Raw genomic sequence first — 16245 nt, forward strand, 5'->3', positions numbered from 1 at the left:
TCACTTGCTTAATAATGGCCCCTATTATTCATGGATCGCAATAAAACGCCAGTTCATTGAGAAAATTGTCACGATTAGCGAACGTTTTTAACCCAAAATAAGACGCTAATGACAGAGCATTTTTTCACACTCAAAAAAGCTCAATAGTGCTTCTTTTACTTGTGAGCTAGCGTACTTTCCCTCAAGATCTAAGAAATGACCAGCATTTCGAATGCTGATAAATTGGCAGTCATTTAGGTAATCGGCCATTTGGCGAATGTCCTCGGTCGTGGTGTATTCGTCGCGATTACCGTTGATAAATAAAATCGGAATATCAATTTTTTCAAATAATGAGACGTAATCCTGATGATTGAGCTTCATTAACTGCTCAATATGAAAAATTACTTGCGAATAGGTCTGATCATTGAGCTGGCATAAATGGCGATAGTTTACCCGCTTAATGGCCCGCGGAAGATATTTGCCAATCTCTTGGTTTAAAAGCTCTGATGAGTCTTTAAACTGCTTGTTTTGCATCAAGACTTTCGCTTTAACGACATAGTTAAACATCGGCCCATTTAAGCAGGTCGAAAAAGCCGAGATCACCGCCTTTTTAATTGATTTAGGGCGCGTTGCTAACGTCATCAATGAGGCAAGCCCTCCCCATGAAACCGACAACAGATTGTCGGGCTGATAATGTTCAATCAGCTCCTGCAAAATTTTCACTTCATCTTGTTTGGTTACTAAACGCAGACCTGGATTATGTTCTGCAGAGCGACCAATAAACGGCAAGTCGAAAAGGATCATATTCATTTTGTGCTCTAAATGACGCACCGTGGCAGCAAATGACGCGGTTGTAGACATGGCGCCATTGACCATAATCACGCTTTCGCTCGCCTCTGGATAAAGATAGCGTTGCACATAGATTTTTCCTTTAGAGCTTTGAAATACTTCAGTCTGATTAGCCATAATTCCGCTTCCTTACGCTAATGATAAAAAGAATTAATACGGCGATACCTGAGAGGCATACATAAACGACAGAAGTTGAGCAGGTGCGCTCAGAAGAGAGACTCTATCGTTTAGCCGATAGAGACATTTATATCATTCATAAATAATAGATCAATCAATAGTTATTGATCTATTTATTAAAATAACATCATGTTTTATATGATTTATTTATAAATATGTATTTTAATTACTCTAAAACTATTAATTTTAGGAGTGGTTATTTGCAGGTAAATTATGACTAATTTATCTATGTTTTTAGCCAACAGCAAAGGCCTAACCCGCATCTAGTATGATTTCGAATTAGACTTTAATGACCAAATAGTCATTAATACTTATCACTATCAAATGCTAAAAGTTAAGAAAAAGGTTAAAGCCCAAAACGTCTATGGTAACGTTGAGGTTCAATCCAAAGCGCAGGAGATAACAATGACTTCGAAAGTAGCACTGATTACAGGCGCTTCCCGCGGTATCGGTAAAGCGATTGCTACTCGTTTGGCAAATGATGGCTTTGCGGTGGTGGTTAATTATGCCAATCGCGCCGATGCAGCAATGCAGGTGGTTGAACAGATTACCGCCAAGGGACAAACAGCCATTGCGCTACAAGCGGATATCGGCGAGCCTGAAAGTGTCCAAAAGCTCTATCAACAGACCATCGCCCAATTAGGCCGAGTCGATGTTGTGGTTAATAATGCTGGAATAATGCCGATGGGAACAATTAGCGCCGAGCATCTTGAGGATTTTCAAAAAACCATCGCAACTAATTTGCAAGGAACCTATCTGATGATGGCCTATGCCTGTGAATATCTGCGTGAAGGCGGCCGATTTATCGCGTTATCATCAAGCGTAATTGCTAAAAAATTCCCAGGATATGGACCTTATATAGCGTCGAAAGCTGGCGTTGAAGGGCTTGTTGGCGTATTTGCCAATGAGATGCGCGGCCGCAATATTTGTGTGAATGCTGTCGCACCGGGCCCGGTTGCCACTGAGCTATTTTTGACGGGCAAATCAGATGAGCAAATCGAGCAACTTTCTAAAATTCCGCCGCTGGAACGCCTCGGTCAACCCGAAGATATCTCATCGGTCGTCTCATTCTTATCCGGTGACGATGGCCAATGGGTCAATGGCCAAGTGCTGCGAGCCAATGGTGGATTTGCTTAAGTCACTGTTTTATTTAAGCGAAAGCTTATCATCGTCCACCTAATATGCCACGTAATAAGCGCATTTTAAAAGCGGCCAAATGGGCATTCTTAGATAAAGAAAAAGCCAGTCACTTAACTGGCTTTAATCATCGCGCTCTTTGAATTTTTTAAAACTAGCTGGCGTTTCGTCCAAGCTTGTCGAGCTTATCAAACTGCTCATCACTAAGTGAGACATCAACCGCTGCGACATTCTGCTCAAGATGCGCCACTTTAGATGTTCCCGGAATAGGTAACATCACTGGCGAGCGTTTTAATAGCCAAGCGAGTGCAACTTGGCTTGGGCTAACATTCTGCTCTTTGGCAATATCGGTTAATACGGAGCCCGTTGCAGCCAGAGCACCTTTATCAAGCGGCGCCCATGGAATAAAACCAATGCCCTGTTGCTGACAGTAATCAAGCACAGCCTCGTGTTTGCGATCAACAAAGTTATACCGGTTTTGCACGGTCGCTACTGGGAAATATTTCTGCGCCAACTGAATATCTTCAACGCCCACTTCACTTAAACCCGCGTAGCGAATCAACCCCTCGTCTAACATCGATTTAATGGCATCGAACTGCTCATCTTTATTTACTTTGGGATCAATGCGATGTAACTGCCAGAGATCCAGCTGTTCAACCGCTAAGTTGCGAAGACTTTTGTGCACTTGTTGCAACAAATATTCAGGACGACCCAGCGGGATCCATTGATTTGGCCCGGTTCGAGCCTGGCCACCTTTGGTCGCAATCACTAATCCAGAATAGGGGTGAAGCGCTTTATGAATAAGCCATTCAGAAACATCCGGGCCGTAGGAATCAGCAGTATCAATAAAATTAACATTCAGATTTGGAACACGTGCTAAAGTGCGCAGAGCTTCATCGGGGTCCGCAGGCTCACCCCAAACTCCGTCACCGGTTACACGCATTGCGCCAAAACCAAGGCGATTAATTGAAAGCTCACCGCCGAGTTTAAACGTACCTGATAAACTTGCATCTGGTTGTGCCATAAACCCTCCGTTTGGTATCGATTAAACCTTTGGGAAAAAGCGATTGCAAAGGCTAATCGATGAGCTATAAGAAATTCTCTGTATGATAAAAGAACTCCTTATAACCTGCCGCTTAACGCATTTAAAAACAAGGGGGATATTGTAAATTTTTATCAACGCCCATGACTTAAGCGGATTGTTGCAGCGGCATGGCGATTTCACGGCAGCGCTCTTTGAGGCATTTTTTTAGCGCCAGAGTTGAGCGCGATTGCGGCATATCAGCGCGGCTTAAAAACATCACTTCAAATGGCAACGAATCAGCAATCGGCACAACCTGTAATTTGTGTTCGTAACAACGCGCTGTGAACAAATCGACCACACCAACGCCACCGCCAGCGAGCACCATATCAGCAATCACCGAATAAGTTTTAATTTGCATGGCTCCGGCACTGGAGAGTTTTTGATTTTTCAACGCTCGGTGCAACACTTTGCCCAAAGGGTCATTACTTTGCATCATAATCAGCCCCTGGCGATACAACCAAGCTAGCGAAACAATCTGCGGCGCTTTCATCGATGGCGGCAACACGGCGACCATATTTGACTGAAACAGTGGCTCAGCCAATAAATTAGCTGGCACATGCTGACCAAAGGCAAGCACAAAATCGACTTCGCTTTCTAAAACCAAATGACAGAGCGTGGCAAAATGTTCGGTCATCAGCTCAATCTGTAACCCAGAATGTTGGCGATTAAAGTTAACGATTGTCGGGGCAACGACCATCTGACCAAACGCATGAGCTGCACCAACATGGATCGTATTTGCACCATTATCGCTCATTCTGCGAGTGAGTTCACTGATGTCGCGAAGCTTGTGATAGACCTCTTCGACATGCGGTAATAATTGCCTGCCAGCCAAGGTAACATGCATTCCCTGAGGAGATCGGTCAAAGAGGCGAAAGCCCAATTGTTGCTCGGTATGACTGAGAATTCGGCTCACGTTAGGCTGCGAAACGTTCAACAATCTGGCGGCTCCGCTAATTGAACCAGCTTGATAAATTGCCTGAAAAACCTCTATCTGTCGTAACCGCATCGCCCCTCCCAACATCCAATTTTTATTCAGAGACCTAAAAATGCTGCAAGGATTAAGCCTTGAGCTGCACTTAGCGACAATCTTTTGTAATAACAGAGACTAATTATTAACCAACTTGCTGTAGCGAAATATTAATCTGTTCTACCAACCATTGATGGAATATTTCACTTTTTCCAGAAAATGGCTGCTCACTCAATAGATAATAAGCGCTACCATCTTTAACAAAGCCGTAAGGCGCGCTTAATTGACGATTAGCCAGCTCATCTTGGACCATCAAAAATGAGGCAATGGCGACCCCAAGCCCTGCCACTGCTGCCTGAATAGACAGATAAAAATGCTCATAGGATTTGTGCTCAAAGCTCAAATGCCGCCCAGTTAGCTGTTGCCAATCTGACCAGGCATGCTCACGCGTTGCAGCATCGAGCAAGATGGTACTAGGTGCACCAAATGCCTGCTGGGGGCGAATCACTGGGCCAATGTATTCATCACAAAGTTTGTGCTGATAAACACTCGAAGACCAGTGAAAATCGTTGCGCCGCAGCGCCAGCGAAGCCCCACTTTGACGCCAGTCAATCGGCCCTCCGGAGGCGATAAGTTGCACGTTAATTTGTGGATGCTTTTCTTTAAAATCCGCCAGTCGCGGGATCAACCATTTCATTGCAATCGTTGGCTCACATGAGACAACCAGCGACTCGCTCTGATGCGCACCGGTTAGACGTTCTAACTGTTTTTCGAGCTGGAAGAAAACACTGTCGCAGGTTTTAGCCAGTTGCAAGCCTTCATGCGTTAAAAAAACAGCCCGGTTACGCCGCTCAAATAGCGCAATCCCTAGCTGGCGTTCAAGTAACGCTATCTGGCGACTGACCGCGCCATGGGTAACATGCAACGACTCGCCGGCTTTAACAAAGCTGCCAGTTTTGGCGGCAATCGCAAAGTAGTGCAGCGCTTTGAGTGATGGTAGAGGCATAAAATAAGTTACAAATACTCACAGATATAAGTGACCATAAATCGCTTTTATCTATTTAGCAACTCACTAATATAGCTCTCGTAGTGACCTAAGCTGAAAACACTAGCAACATCTGATTAGGTTAAATAAATAAACAGATACGAACGAAAGGAATAATCGATGAACGAAATGCTGGCCGTGATGACCATTACCATTGTGGCGGTAATCAGCCCCGGCCCCGACTTTGCCATGATCACTCGCGCAAGCTATGTCAACGGGCGTAAAACGGGGTTATTGGCAGCGTTGGGCATTGCCTGCGGAGTGCAGTTTCATGTCTTTTATACTTTGTTTGGCGTGGCGCTTATCATGGCACACTCACCGCTGATGATGAGCATCATGAAATATGTGGGAGCTGCGTATCTGATTTATCTTGGCATCAGTGCGCTTTGCCAAAAACAAGAATCATCCCAACAAACCGCTAATACTGACAAAGTTCGAAACTTTGCTGCGTTTAAAATGGGCCTATTCACCAATGCGCTCAACCCCAAAACCATGCTATTTGTAATTGCCACATTTAGCCAAGTGATGACCCAGCACAGCTCAATTAGTCGCGGCCTAAGTTACGGCTTATTTATGTCATTTGCCCATTGGATGTGGTTTTCGCTGGTCGCGGTATTTTTTACCTCAAAGAAGATCCGCTCGCAAATTTTAAGCCACCAACTTATCGCAGATCGAATTGTCGGCGTGGTGTTAATGAGTTTAGGAATGCTGCTGGCGGTGAGCCATATGAGCACCACCGCAGCTTAACTGAAAGCTTATTCGCCCCAAGTGGCTTTAAGAACACGCAACCAGTTTTTATGGGCAATTTTATTGAGCAGTTCGGCATCATAACCGCGTTTTTCCAATGCGGTGAAGATCTTCGGTAAGCCAGTCACATCACCAAATTGAGCAGGCGTGCGACAGCCATCAAAGTCAGAGCCAAAGCCAACGCAATCTTCACCGACGTGTTCCAGCAGATACTCAATATGACGAACCTGTTGCTCCTCACCATCTTCTGGGTTGGCCTGGCCATTTTCAGCTAAAAACTTAGCCGCGAAGTTCACGCCAACAAAACCATGGCTGTCGCGAATGGCGTGCAACTGAGCATCAGTTAAATTGCGCGACTGCGCGCACAATGCGTGAGCATTGCTATGGCTTGCCACCAGCGGTGCACCACCAAGTTCAGCAGTTTGCCAAAAGCCGCGCTCATCCATATGCGACACATCCACTACGATCCCTTTGCGATGGCAAGATTTAATCAGCTCAAGACCTGTCTTATTAAAGCCAAACCCGGTATCTGGTGATGATGGAAAGCGAAATTTCACACCATCGCCAAAGCAAGTTGGGCGGCTCCAAACTGGACCCAAACTGCGCAGCCCTGCCGCATGCAAGATGTCCAAAAGATACAAAGACTGATCGATAGCCTCTGCGCCTTCCATGTGAATCACGACTGCGACCTGACAGCTAGCCATCGCCTGCTGAATATCAACAACTGAGCGACACACTTTCAGCTGCTGAGGACAACTTTCTTCAATACGCAGCAGCATCGATAGCGCATCAAAAATATAGGATTGGGATTCACATAATGTTGGAATTTCAAACTGAGATAATACCGGGTTATCCTGCCAAGGCGCCGCTGTTTTGCGCTCACCATCAAGAGATGCTGAAGGGATCCACAGTGCAAACAATCCACCCATAAAACCACCAAGCTGCATGCGAGGCCAATCAAGATGGCCATCATCGGTGCCATTTAAAAAGGCCTGAGCAGGATCGCTGCGATAGTTTTCCCATAAGCGGTGCAACAGGTCGTTGTGACCATCAAAAACGCGATAACGTGGTGGATGAGTCATAGTTCACTCTCCCGATAAATACCAACACGAGGCTCATCGCCGACATAACCAAAGCCCCGATACATTCCTTCGCTGTTAAAAATAAGTGCAATATTGCCTTTTGCATCAACGCCAATCATGCCGCCACTGCCTGCAATTTTTGGCAATTTTTCCATGACCACTTTATTCATGGCATCATTGAGCGAGGCACCGGTATATGCCATTAATGCCGAGACATCATACGCGGCAACAGCTTTCATAAAGGCCTCGCCAGTGCCGGTTGAAGAGATAGCGACGGTCGCGTTATTGGCGTAGCAACCCGCGCCGATAATCGGGGAGTCTCCCACGCGGCCAACCATTTTATTGGTCATTCCACCCGTTGAGGTGGCGGCAGCTAGATTGCCATTGGCATCGATTGCAACCGCGCCAACGGTGCCATATTTTTTATCTGGATCGAGCGGATCGCCTGGCTTTTCAGCACTGAGTGCCTGTCCATCATGATCAAGCATCACCTGGGCACTTTGCGACACCCGTTTTAACTGCGCTAAACGCGTTGCGGTTGAGAAAAAGTCCGGTTCAACCATCTCCATATGTTGCGCTTTGGCAAAGGCTTCAGCACCTTTTCCAGTAAACAGCACATGTTCACTGTTTTCTAACACTTTACGAGCCGCCAAAATTGGATTGCGAATATGATTTACCGCACACACAGCGCCACTGTTAAGGGTTGCGCCATCCATAATACAAGCGTCCAACTCATGGGTTTGCTCATGGGTGAACACCGCACCGTGGCCGGCATTAAATAGCGGATTTTCTTCCAACTGACGAACCGCTTCGCTAACTGCATCCAGTGCGCTACCACCATTGGCTAATACGGCTTGTCCTGCGCTCACAATGGCTTTGAGCGATTGGCGATAATTATTTTCTAACTCTTTATCCATAGCAGAGCGAGTTAAAGCGCCCGCGCCACCATGAATGACAATAACTGGTTTAATCATAACCACTGCTTCATTACCCCTGAGTGCTGGCCAAATATGAAAAGGCGCTTAATAAACTGATAATCTCGCGCATCGTCGAACCGGTGTAGGTTACGGTACGTGCATCTAACTGCTCAACATTGGGGATTAGTGAAAAGATATCGGCCAGCACTGGTTTTGCGGCCGTTAGCTCCAACTTATAAGGCGCATAAATACGGGTCGTTGGCATACTGGAGGCTTGTTGCACAGCAAGTTCAGCCTGCTGGCGAATCAGCTTTTGCGCAGCTTTAGGGCTTAGCGATTCAGCCGCCGTGGTTGAAATCACCCGTTTGACACAAGCGTATTTGGCACTTGGATAATATTGCTCGACCCATTTGCCAAACAAATTATCACCGCTGACAAGCCATAATGGCGTTTGATATTCACAAGCTGCAGCGGCATAAATATCCACTTCAGCCATCGCTTGAGAGTTAATGCGAACGTTAAAGAAAGAGCGGCCATTAATGGTATGCGCCAAAATGCCTTTTTGCCCGACACCGCTGTGGTAACCAATACAAAACAAACCGTCATAATGGCTGTTCTCAATGCCTTCAACCATCGACAAAGGGCGTGGTTTACTTTGTACTAAACGGGCCCGCTCATCCATAAATGCAGGGCGCAGATTGGTCATCGAACCATGACTGTCAGCAACCACAACTTCGCTGGCACCACCGGCAAAAGCGCCATCAATTGCCGCGTTCACTTCTTCTTCCATCAGAGCACGAGCAAGTTCATATTCACCATTGCCCTGAGAACACTGTTGGGGGCTGACGACCCCGGCAATCCCTTCGATATCAGCTGAGATAAAAATTTTCATAATTAGTCATTCCTTCCCTCGCCAGAGCTATAAAATCGTGGCGGCTAAATGATCCAGAACGTCGCTTAGGGCGCTGCGGGAGTGATCGCGAAAACCTTTGACGGCACTCGCTTGTAAAAGCGCGTCTAAAACAGCAAATTCACAGCCTTCAGCGGCGGCACATAAAAGCTCTTCAAGATGGCTGTCATCAAGGTCATTGGCCGCTTCACTTGCGGTTGAAAAGGCCACGCCAATATCGCCCGAACCATGGCCCCAATAACTGCCCAAACGGCCAAGCCCTGCGCCGGCACGTTTAGCAACGCGTTTAAGCTGGCGCGAGCTTAACGGTGCATCGGTTGCCATAATGATGATGATTGAGCCAGCATCACGCTGAGCAGCTATTTCGCTAAGCGCAGATTCAACCCACGGTCCAATAGCCAAGCCATCTAAACGCAGCGCCTGCAATCGGCCAAAGTTTGCTAGCACCAGCACACCCAGTGTGGCATTAAGCTGAGGAATGTAGCGAGAACTCGTACCGATACCACCTTTAAGACCAAAGCAGCTCATGCCCCGACCCGCACCAACGCTGCCGCGCTCGAAGTCACTTTTAGCACAGGTAATCGCATCGATAGCCATCGACTCAGTTACAGCAAATGCTTGCTGATCATTTAAAAAGCCATCGTTACACTCTAAAACCAGTGGATTAACGGTGGCCATCTCGCGACCCGCTTCAGGGTTTTGCGAAACTGTGTATTGCACAGCGGCGGTAAATAATCGACCAACAGAGAAGGTATTACCGAGCAAAATTGGCGTTTGCAAAATCCCTAGCTCGTCAAGCTGCGTCAGGCCAATGGGTTTGGCAAAACCGTTTAAAACAGCGGCCCCGGCGCGCAGTGGATTGATAAACAGATTGTCATCACTGGGAACAATTGCGCTAACGCCCGTTTGAATATCACCCTCGTTTAAGGTGACATGCCCAACTTTCACGCCACGGACATCACTGATGCGGTTGGTCGGGCCAGGTTGCAATTGTGGATATCCAACCATGCGCTGGGTTTGCCAGCGCTCAAGCAAACATTTCAGCCGGGTTTGGATATACGGATCATGTGCCATGAATATTCCTCATCACCTGTGACAAACCTGCCAACAGGTTAATTTTTCAATTTTGGATCTAATGTGTCGCGAAGCGCATCGCCAAGGAGATTAAATGCCAGCACCGTGACAAAAATAGCCAGCCCCGGGAACAAACTGACATGCCAAACGCCAGCCATCATCATATTGCGGCCCATCGCCAGAATATTGCCCCACTCAGGCACATCAGGTTCAGGACCAAGGCCGATAAAGCTTAAGCTAGCCGCAGTTAAAATGCTGGTACCGATACGCATGGTAAAAAAGACAATCACATTTGAGAGCGTACCGGGCAGAATATGACGCAGCAGAATTAATCGGTCCCGCGCACCCGCGCAGCGCACCGCTTCAACATAAGCGGCTTGTTTTAGCGATAGAGTCGAGGCCCTAACGATGCGCGCAAACACGGGCACACTGAACACCGCGACCGCGACAATAACGTTATTGAGCCCTGGCCCTAAGATGGCTACGACTGCAATCGCCAGCAACATGCCAGGAAAAGCAAACAACACATCGGCGCCGCGCATAATCAGCATATCCAGCCAACCACCGTAGTAGCCAGCGAACAGCCCTAATAAAATGCCTAAGACCATGCCGAGCGTCACCGAGAAAAAGCCAACATATAATGAGATGCGAGCCCCGAAAATAATGCGACTGAATAAGTCTCGCCCTAGCTCATCGGTGCCCATCAAATGGTGCCAACTAGGCGGTGACGACAAAGCGCTCCAATCCGACTGCATTGGGCTGTATGGCGCAAGCCACGGCGCAAAAACCGCCACTAACACCAGCAACAAGATAAAGCCACCGGAGCCAACCGCTACCGGATTAGTAATAATTCTGCGCCAGAATTCCCGCCATGGGGAGCGAATATTATCTTGATGATTAATTTCGATTAACGAATCCATAATGCGCTCCTACTTCAGGCGAATGGCAGGGTTGATCACCGCATAAAGCAAGTCGACCAGCAGGTTAATAACAATAAATTCCAGTACAAACAGCATCACCAATGCCTGGATCACCGGTTGGTCTTGTGTCTGAATCGACTCAATCAAAAGCCATCCCAACCCAGGCCAACTAAAGACTCTTTCCACCACAATTGAGCCGCCCAGCAAAAAGCCAAATTGCAGCCCCAGCATGGTAATCACCGGGATCAGCGCATTGCGCATAATATGTTTCCAAGTCACCAGCTTTTCGCGCAATCCTTTCGATTTTGCCGTGCGCACATAATCTTCTTGGGCAACTTCTAAAAATGCTGAACGGGTAAAACGTGCCATCACGGCAGCCACCGAGGCTCCTAAGGTAAATGCTGGCAGAATAATATCGCTGGGTTTGTTAAAGCCGCTGACAGAAAAGATACCAAATGGCATCGCGACAAATTGAATGAGCAACAAACCCAACCAAAATGCTGGAAGCGAAATACCGCCAATGGCGATACTCATCAATGTCCAGTCTTGCCATTTGCCGCGTTTAAGCGCGGAAAAAACGCCAACGAGCAAGCCCAAAATAACCGACCACACAAATCCAGCGAGCGCCAGATACAGCGTCGGCATAAAACTTTTCGCAATGACTTCACTCACACTCTGTTGAGTGCGATAAGTAATGCCTAAATTGCCTTGAAATAAGCCGCTTAACCAATTCCAATATTGCATCGGCAGCGACTGATTTAAGCCTAAATGAACCCGAGCAGCCTCAATGGCTGCCTGGGTTGCATCAGGCCCGGCGTAGATCCTGGCTGGATCGCCGGGCAACAGCTTAATAAAGCCAAAGACCAACAGGGAGACCACCAGTAACACCGGGATCATTTCGAGGATACGGCGGATCACGTAAGTTAACATCAGGCTCTCCCTCTCGACTTATTTGAACTGCGCTTGGTCAAACAACAAGGTACCGTCGGCCAGCATCGAAACGCCGGTTAAATCTTTCTGTTTTCCGACTAAGTTATCCGGTGTACCCAAAAATGCGATTGGGGCATTTTTCCAAATGAGTTTCTGGGCACGGGCATAAGCTTTGGCACGAACTTTCGGGTCAGCAGTTGCCAGTCCATCGGTAATCGCTTGATCCACTTTTTTGTTTGAGAAGTATGAAACGTTATACGCAGTTGGGACCCAAGACTCGGTTGCAAACAACGGACGCAGGGCCCAGTCAGCATCACCGGTTGAAGGCGACCAACCACCGTAATACAAATCAAACTGCGCTTTTTTCGGATCGCGAACGCTCCACAGTTTGGCATCACGAGTACCGGAGTCCATTGGCACCACTTTAACTTGAATGCCAACCTGACCTAACTGCTGTTTAAAGAACTGAGCACAACGAACTGCTGTGGTGGCGTTAGAAACCCACAAATTCAGTTTCAGACCGTGGCCATAGCCTGCTTCTTTTAGCAGTTCTTTGGCTTTAGCTGGATTGTAGCTATAATCCGGAGAGCTCTGTTTGGCAAAGAACTGTACGCGTGGTGCAATGGCTGATTCGGCAGGGATCCCCATGTCGGCAAAGCCCACTTTTAACCACAATCTACGGTTAATCGCGTAGTTGATTGCTTGACGTACTTTTAACTTAGCCAGTGGTTTGTGCTGGGTGTTAATCGCCATGTAATACATGTAGATACTTGGGTCACGCTGTACGGCCAATTTAGTATCGTTTTTAACGGTGTTCACTAGATCAGCAGGCAGTGGATAAATCGCATTCACCTGACCTGATTTAAGCGCTGCAACACGAGTTGAATCTTCAGGAGCTGGATAGAAAGTTACGCTATCAACTTTTGGCCAACCTTTTTGCCAGTAGTGGTTGTTTTTAGTCAGCTCAACATCTTTACCCGGTTGCCACTGCACAAATTTAAATGGACCTGTACCCACTGGGTGTTTACGCAACTGCGCTTCGGTTGAGTATTTTTTCAGTACCGCAGGGCTCCACATCACTGCCGATGGATGAGCTAAGGTATTGATAAATGCACCGAATGATTGGCTTAAGTCCACTTTAACGGTGTCATCGCTCACAACGCTAACCGATTTAACCAATTTGAACAGACTGTTACGTTTAAGCCCCAAGCTTTGATCGGCTAAGCGATCCAAGTTAGCTTTAACCGCTGCGGCATTAAATGGTGTGCCGTCTTGGAAAGTCACACCATGGCGCAGATGAATCACAAATTCAGTCGCGTTTTTATTACTGGTGTAACTCGTTGCCAATTTTGGAATAAGTTTCATGTTGGCATCGAACTGGAACAAACGCTCGAAAATACCACTTTGAACAGAATAACTAACATTGTCTGAGGTATCGTGTGGGTCGAGGCCCGTGATATCCGCATACATTGAAATTTTAAGGCCTTGAGCATAGGCACAACCCATTCCCAAGCTTAATGCCAACGCAAGAGCTGCGCGGCGGTAGTGTTTGCATTGCATGAGTTTCTCCTCAACGTCCTGTTTTTATTGTGTATCTAAACTCGTTTGTGTTATGACTCGATTGCGACCCAGTGTTGCTCGCTAATCTGGCGATAACGCAGTTTTTGAACCTCATCGCCAACGGCTTTCATCGGAGAGGGACGCAGTTCATCGTCATCAAACTGGCGTCCTTCACGACGGCTCGGGTTGGCAATTGGCACACTGGCTAATAAGCGTTTGGTGTAGGCGTGCGTTGGATTATTAAAGATGGCATTGCGTGAGCCAAATTCGACAATCTGACCCAAATACATAACGGCGACGCGGTTAGCGATTCGCTCGACCACAGCCATATCATGAGAGATAAAGATCCAGGAGACGCCGGTTTTCTGCTGCAGGTCCATCATCAAATTAATCACCTGCGCCTGAATCGATACATCGAGCGCAGAGACCGCTTCATCAGCGATAATCACTTTAGGCTTAAGCGCCATCGCGCGGGCAATTGCGATGCGCTGACGCTGACCGCCAGAAAATTCGTGTGGATAACGACGAGCATGCTCAGGTTTTAGGCCAACACTTAACAATAGCTGCTCGACAACCGGAGTAGCTTGTTTAAGATTTTTCGCCAAACCATGGATTAAAAGCGGCTCAGCAATCGTAAAACCAACGGTTAAACGCGGGTTTAAAGAGGCGTATGGATCTTGGAACACCATCTGCAATTCACGGCGCAGCGGTTTAAAATCGCGATCTCTTAACAGTGAGATCTCTTTGCCTTGAAAATGAATCGACTCGCTTTGATTTTCAACTAAGCGCAAAAGTGCGCGTCCCGTAGTTGATTTACCGCAGCCTGACTCACCAACAATCGCCACGGTTTCGCCCGGATATACATCAAAATCAATCTGCTCAACGGCGTGCACTTCATGAGTCACTTTACTCATAATGCCGGAGCTTACTGGGTAGTAAACTTTTAGCCCGCGCACATCTAACAGTGGTTTAGCCGAGTAATCAGCAGTGCGCTGCTCACTTAACTGCGCGTCCGGTGCATCTTCACCAACGATGGCAAAGCGTTTAGGCCACTGAGATTGGCCCATATCACCAAGTTTTGGCACAGCAGCTAGCAGCGACTGAGTATAAGGATGCTGTGGAGCTTTGAAGATTTGCTCAACACTGCCAGTTTCAACGACTTTACCGCGCAGCATCACCACCACGCGATCGGCAATCTCGGCGACCACGCCCATATCATGGGTGATAAACATCACGGCCATTTGCCGCTCTTTTTGTAAATCGCGCAGGATCTGTAAGATCCGTGCTTGCACCGTGACATCAAGAGCGGTGGTCGGTTCATCGGCTATTAGCATCTGCGGGTCGCAGGTCAGTGCCAACGCAATCATCACCCTTTGGCGCATGCCGCCAGAGAGCGCTTGAGGATAGCTTTGCATCACCCGCTCGACATCGTTAATACGCACTTTATCGAGCAGCGTCATCGCTTTTTGCCAAGCCTGTTCACGCGAACACAAGTGGTGATCGCGCAGAGCCTCAGTTAACTGGTCACCGATTTTTAGCACAGGATTAAGCGAAGTCATTGGTTCTTGAAAGATCATCGCCAATGATTGACCGCGCAATTTGCGCTGTGCGGTTTCATCGATTTTGGTCAAATCGTAGTGATTTTTCTCATCTGGGCAATACAGCGCCTGCCCATTTTCAATCACGGCATTATCACTTAACAGCCCCATCAAAGAGAGCGAAGTCACCGATTTTCCCGAACCACTTTCGCCGACTACGGCAACCACTTCGCCGCGATTAATTTCAAAGCTCACGCCATCTAAGGCGCGATTGACGCCTTCGCGACTTTTAAAGCCAATGGTTAAATCGGATATCTTTAATAACGGGGAATCAGTCATATCGCTCCTTGATGACATATTATTGCAGCTCAATTTGTCCGTTGTGATAACGAAGGTGTGGCGCACTGTCAGCAGCAAGCCACAGAGGACCATCGAGGTCGACGAACTCCGCTTGAAAAGCAACTGGCAAAGCCGCTTCCATAGCCATTGATGAGCCCAACATGCAACCCACCATCACTCGCATTTGGCAGGCTCTCGCGGTTTCAACCATCTTTAACGCCTCGGTCAGCCCCCCACATTTATCCAGTTTGATATTGACCATGTCGTAGCGATCGCCAAGAGATTTAATATCTTCACTGGTGTGGCAGCTTTCATCCGCGCAGACCGCAATGGGATGATGAAATAGCGCAAGTAATTTATCGGCTCCAGCAGGCAGTGGCTGCTCGACCATCTCAATGCCATAGTCATCGAGCTTGGCAAAAATATCGGGCAGTGCCAGCGACGACCAAGCCTCGTTCGCATCAATAATCAGGTGCGCGCGAGGCGCGCTTTGGCGAATAGCCGCAACCTTTTCAATCACCTGTTCGGCATCAAGTTTAATTTTAAGTAACTTGGCACCACTGGCGACGGCTTCGGCAGCGCTTTGCGCCATAGCCTCAACGCTATCAAGGCTTAGGGTTTGGGCGGTGATAATTGAATCACGCCCTGCAATCGCCGCATGCTGACATAAAGACAGCCCTTGGCGCGCCGCCTCAAGTCGCCACAAAGCGCAATCAAGCACATTACGCGCAGAACCATGTGGCAAAACTTGTTGCAACTGCTCGCGAGTAAGGCCATCGGCAATTAACGAGCATACTGATTCAAGTTGTTCGACAACACTCTCGCAGCTTTGCTGATAATGGGCAGTTGGGGTACATTCGCCCCAACCGATGAAGCCATTTTCTTCAATACTCACCCGCACCACTTCGGTGGCACTACGCGTACCTCGGGAGATGGCAAATGGACGAGCCAGCGGCAAGCGCAGCGTATCGATTTCAACCTGACGCATGC

General features: G+C 47.7%; 15 protein-coding genes. 2 read left to right on the top strand and 13 right to left on the bottom strand.

Features of this window, described 5'->3' with window-relative positions:
- Positions 1 to 105 precede the first annotated feature (105 nt).
- On the bottom strand, positions 106 to 945 hold the full coding sequence (locus tag ABTQ23_RS07930) for an alpha/beta fold hydrolase (RefSeq protein ID WP_408615150.1): 840 nt from the start codon (positions 943 to 945) through the stop codon (positions 106 to 108).
- 465 nt (positions 946 to 1410) lie between these two features.
- Between ABTQ23_RS07930 and ABTQ23_RS07935 the strand changes: the two genes are divergently transcribed.
- Entirely contained in the window at positions 1411 to 2142 is a 732-nt protein-coding gene (locus tag ABTQ23_RS07935) for an SDR family oxidoreductase (RefSeq protein ID WP_408615151.1), read from the top strand.
- A 154-nt stretch (positions 2143 to 2296) separates the two neighbouring features.
- Here ABTQ23_RS07935 and ABTQ23_RS07940 read toward each other — a convergent pair whose 3' ends face one another.
- The 3 genes from ABTQ23_RS07940 to ABTQ23_RS07950 form a co-directional block, all read right to left on the bottom strand.
- Positions 2297 to 3166, bottom strand: a complete 870-nt coding sequence (locus ABTQ23_RS07940) for an aldo/keto reductase (RefSeq protein WP_408615152.1) — start codon at positions 3164 to 3166, stop codon at positions 2297 to 2299.
- Positions 3167 to 3332: 166 nt separating this feature from the next.
- Positions 3333 to 4232, bottom strand: a complete 900-nt coding sequence (locus tag ABTQ23_RS07945; RefSeq protein WP_408615153.1) for a LysR family transcriptional regulator — start codon at positions 4230 to 4232, stop codon at positions 3333 to 3335.
- Positions 4233 to 4338: 106 nt separating this feature from the next.
- On the bottom strand, positions 4339 to 5199 hold the full coding sequence (locus ABTQ23_RS07950; protein ID WP_408615154.1) for a LysR family transcriptional regulator: 861 nt from the start codon (positions 5197 to 5199) through the stop codon (positions 4339 to 4341).
- A gap of 159 nt (positions 5200 to 5358) precedes the next feature.
- Here ABTQ23_RS07950 and ABTQ23_RS07955 point away from each other — a divergent pair, with 159 nt between their 5' ends.
- Positions 5359 to 5985 (top strand): LysE family translocator, encoded by a 627-nt coding sequence (locus tag ABTQ23_RS07955; protein ID WP_408615155.1) that lies wholly within the window; start codon positions 5359 to 5361, stop codon positions 5983 to 5985.
- An 8-nt stretch (positions 5986 to 5993) separates the two neighbouring features.
- Here ABTQ23_RS07955 and ABTQ23_RS07960 read toward each other — a convergent pair whose 3' ends face one another.
- Genes ABTQ23_RS07960 through dgcA form a run of 9 tightly spaced genes read right to left on the bottom strand, consistent with a single transcriptional unit; the run spans position 5994 to position 16243 of the window.
- Positions 5994 to 7067 carry a dipeptidase gene (locus ABTQ23_RS07960; RefSeq protein ID WP_408615156.1) on the bottom strand — a complete coding sequence of 358 codons (1074 nt, stop codon included), beginning with the start codon at positions 7065 to 7067 and terminating at the stop codon, positions 5994 to 5996.
- The gene (locus ABTQ23_RS07965; protein WP_408615157.1) at positions 7064 to 8041 is read right to left on the bottom strand and encodes an isoaspartyl peptidase/L-asparaginase family protein; all 978 of its coding nucleotides are present in this window, start codon (positions 8039 to 8041) and stop codon (positions 7064 to 7066) included. Before ABTQ23_RS07965 ends, ABTQ23_RS07960 begins: the two co-directional genes overlap by 4 nt.
- 13 nt (positions 8042 to 8054) lie before the next feature.
- On the bottom strand, positions 8055 to 8876 hold the full coding sequence (locus ABTQ23_RS07970) for a M55 family metallopeptidase (RefSeq protein WP_408615158.1): 822 nt from the start codon (positions 8874 to 8876) through the stop codon (positions 8055 to 8057).
- A gap of 27 nt (positions 8877 to 8903) precedes the next feature.
- Positions 8904 to 9968, bottom strand: coding sequence for a DmpA family aminopeptidase (locus ABTQ23_RS07975; protein ID WP_408615159.1), 1065 nt, complete (start codon positions 9966 to 9968; stop codon positions 8904 to 8906).
- Between the two features lie 38 nt (positions 9969 to 10006).
- On the bottom strand, positions 10007 to 10888 hold the full coding sequence (locus tag ABTQ23_RS07980; protein ID WP_408615160.1) for an ABC transporter permease subunit: 882 nt from the start codon (positions 10886 to 10888) through the stop codon (positions 10007 to 10009).
- 9 nt (positions 10889 to 10897) lie between these two features.
- A complete protein-coding gene (locus tag ABTQ23_RS07985; RefSeq protein WP_408615161.1) occupies positions 10898 to 11818 on the bottom strand; it encodes an ABC transporter permease subunit in 921 nt (306 codons plus the stop codon).
- Positions 11819 to 11836: 18 nt separating this feature from the next.
- Positions 11837 to 13378, bottom strand: coding sequence for a glutathione ABC transporter substrate-binding protein (locus ABTQ23_RS07990; protein WP_408615162.1), 1542 nt, complete (start codon positions 13376 to 13378; stop codon positions 11837 to 11839).
- A 50-nt stretch (positions 13379 to 13428) separates the two neighbouring features.
- Positions 13429 to 15255: an ABC transporter ATP-binding protein gene (locus ABTQ23_RS07995; RefSeq protein ID WP_408615163.1), complete on the bottom strand. Its 1827-nt coding sequence runs from the start codon at positions 15253 to 15255 to the stop codon at positions 13429 to 13431.
- 19 nt (positions 15256 to 15274) lie between these two features.
- A complete protein-coding gene (dgcA, locus tag ABTQ23_RS08000; protein ID WP_408615164.1) occupies positions 15275 to 16243 on the bottom strand; it encodes an N-acetyl-D-Glu racemase DgcA in 969 nt (322 codons plus the stop codon).
- Positions 16244 to 16245 lie beyond the last annotated feature (2 nt).

Origin of the sequence: Celerinatantimonas sediminis (genome assembly GCF_046054195.1) — a bacterium.
Lineage (GTDB): Bacteria > Pseudomonadota > Gammaproteobacteria > Enterobacterales > Celerinatantimonadaceae > Celerinatantimonas.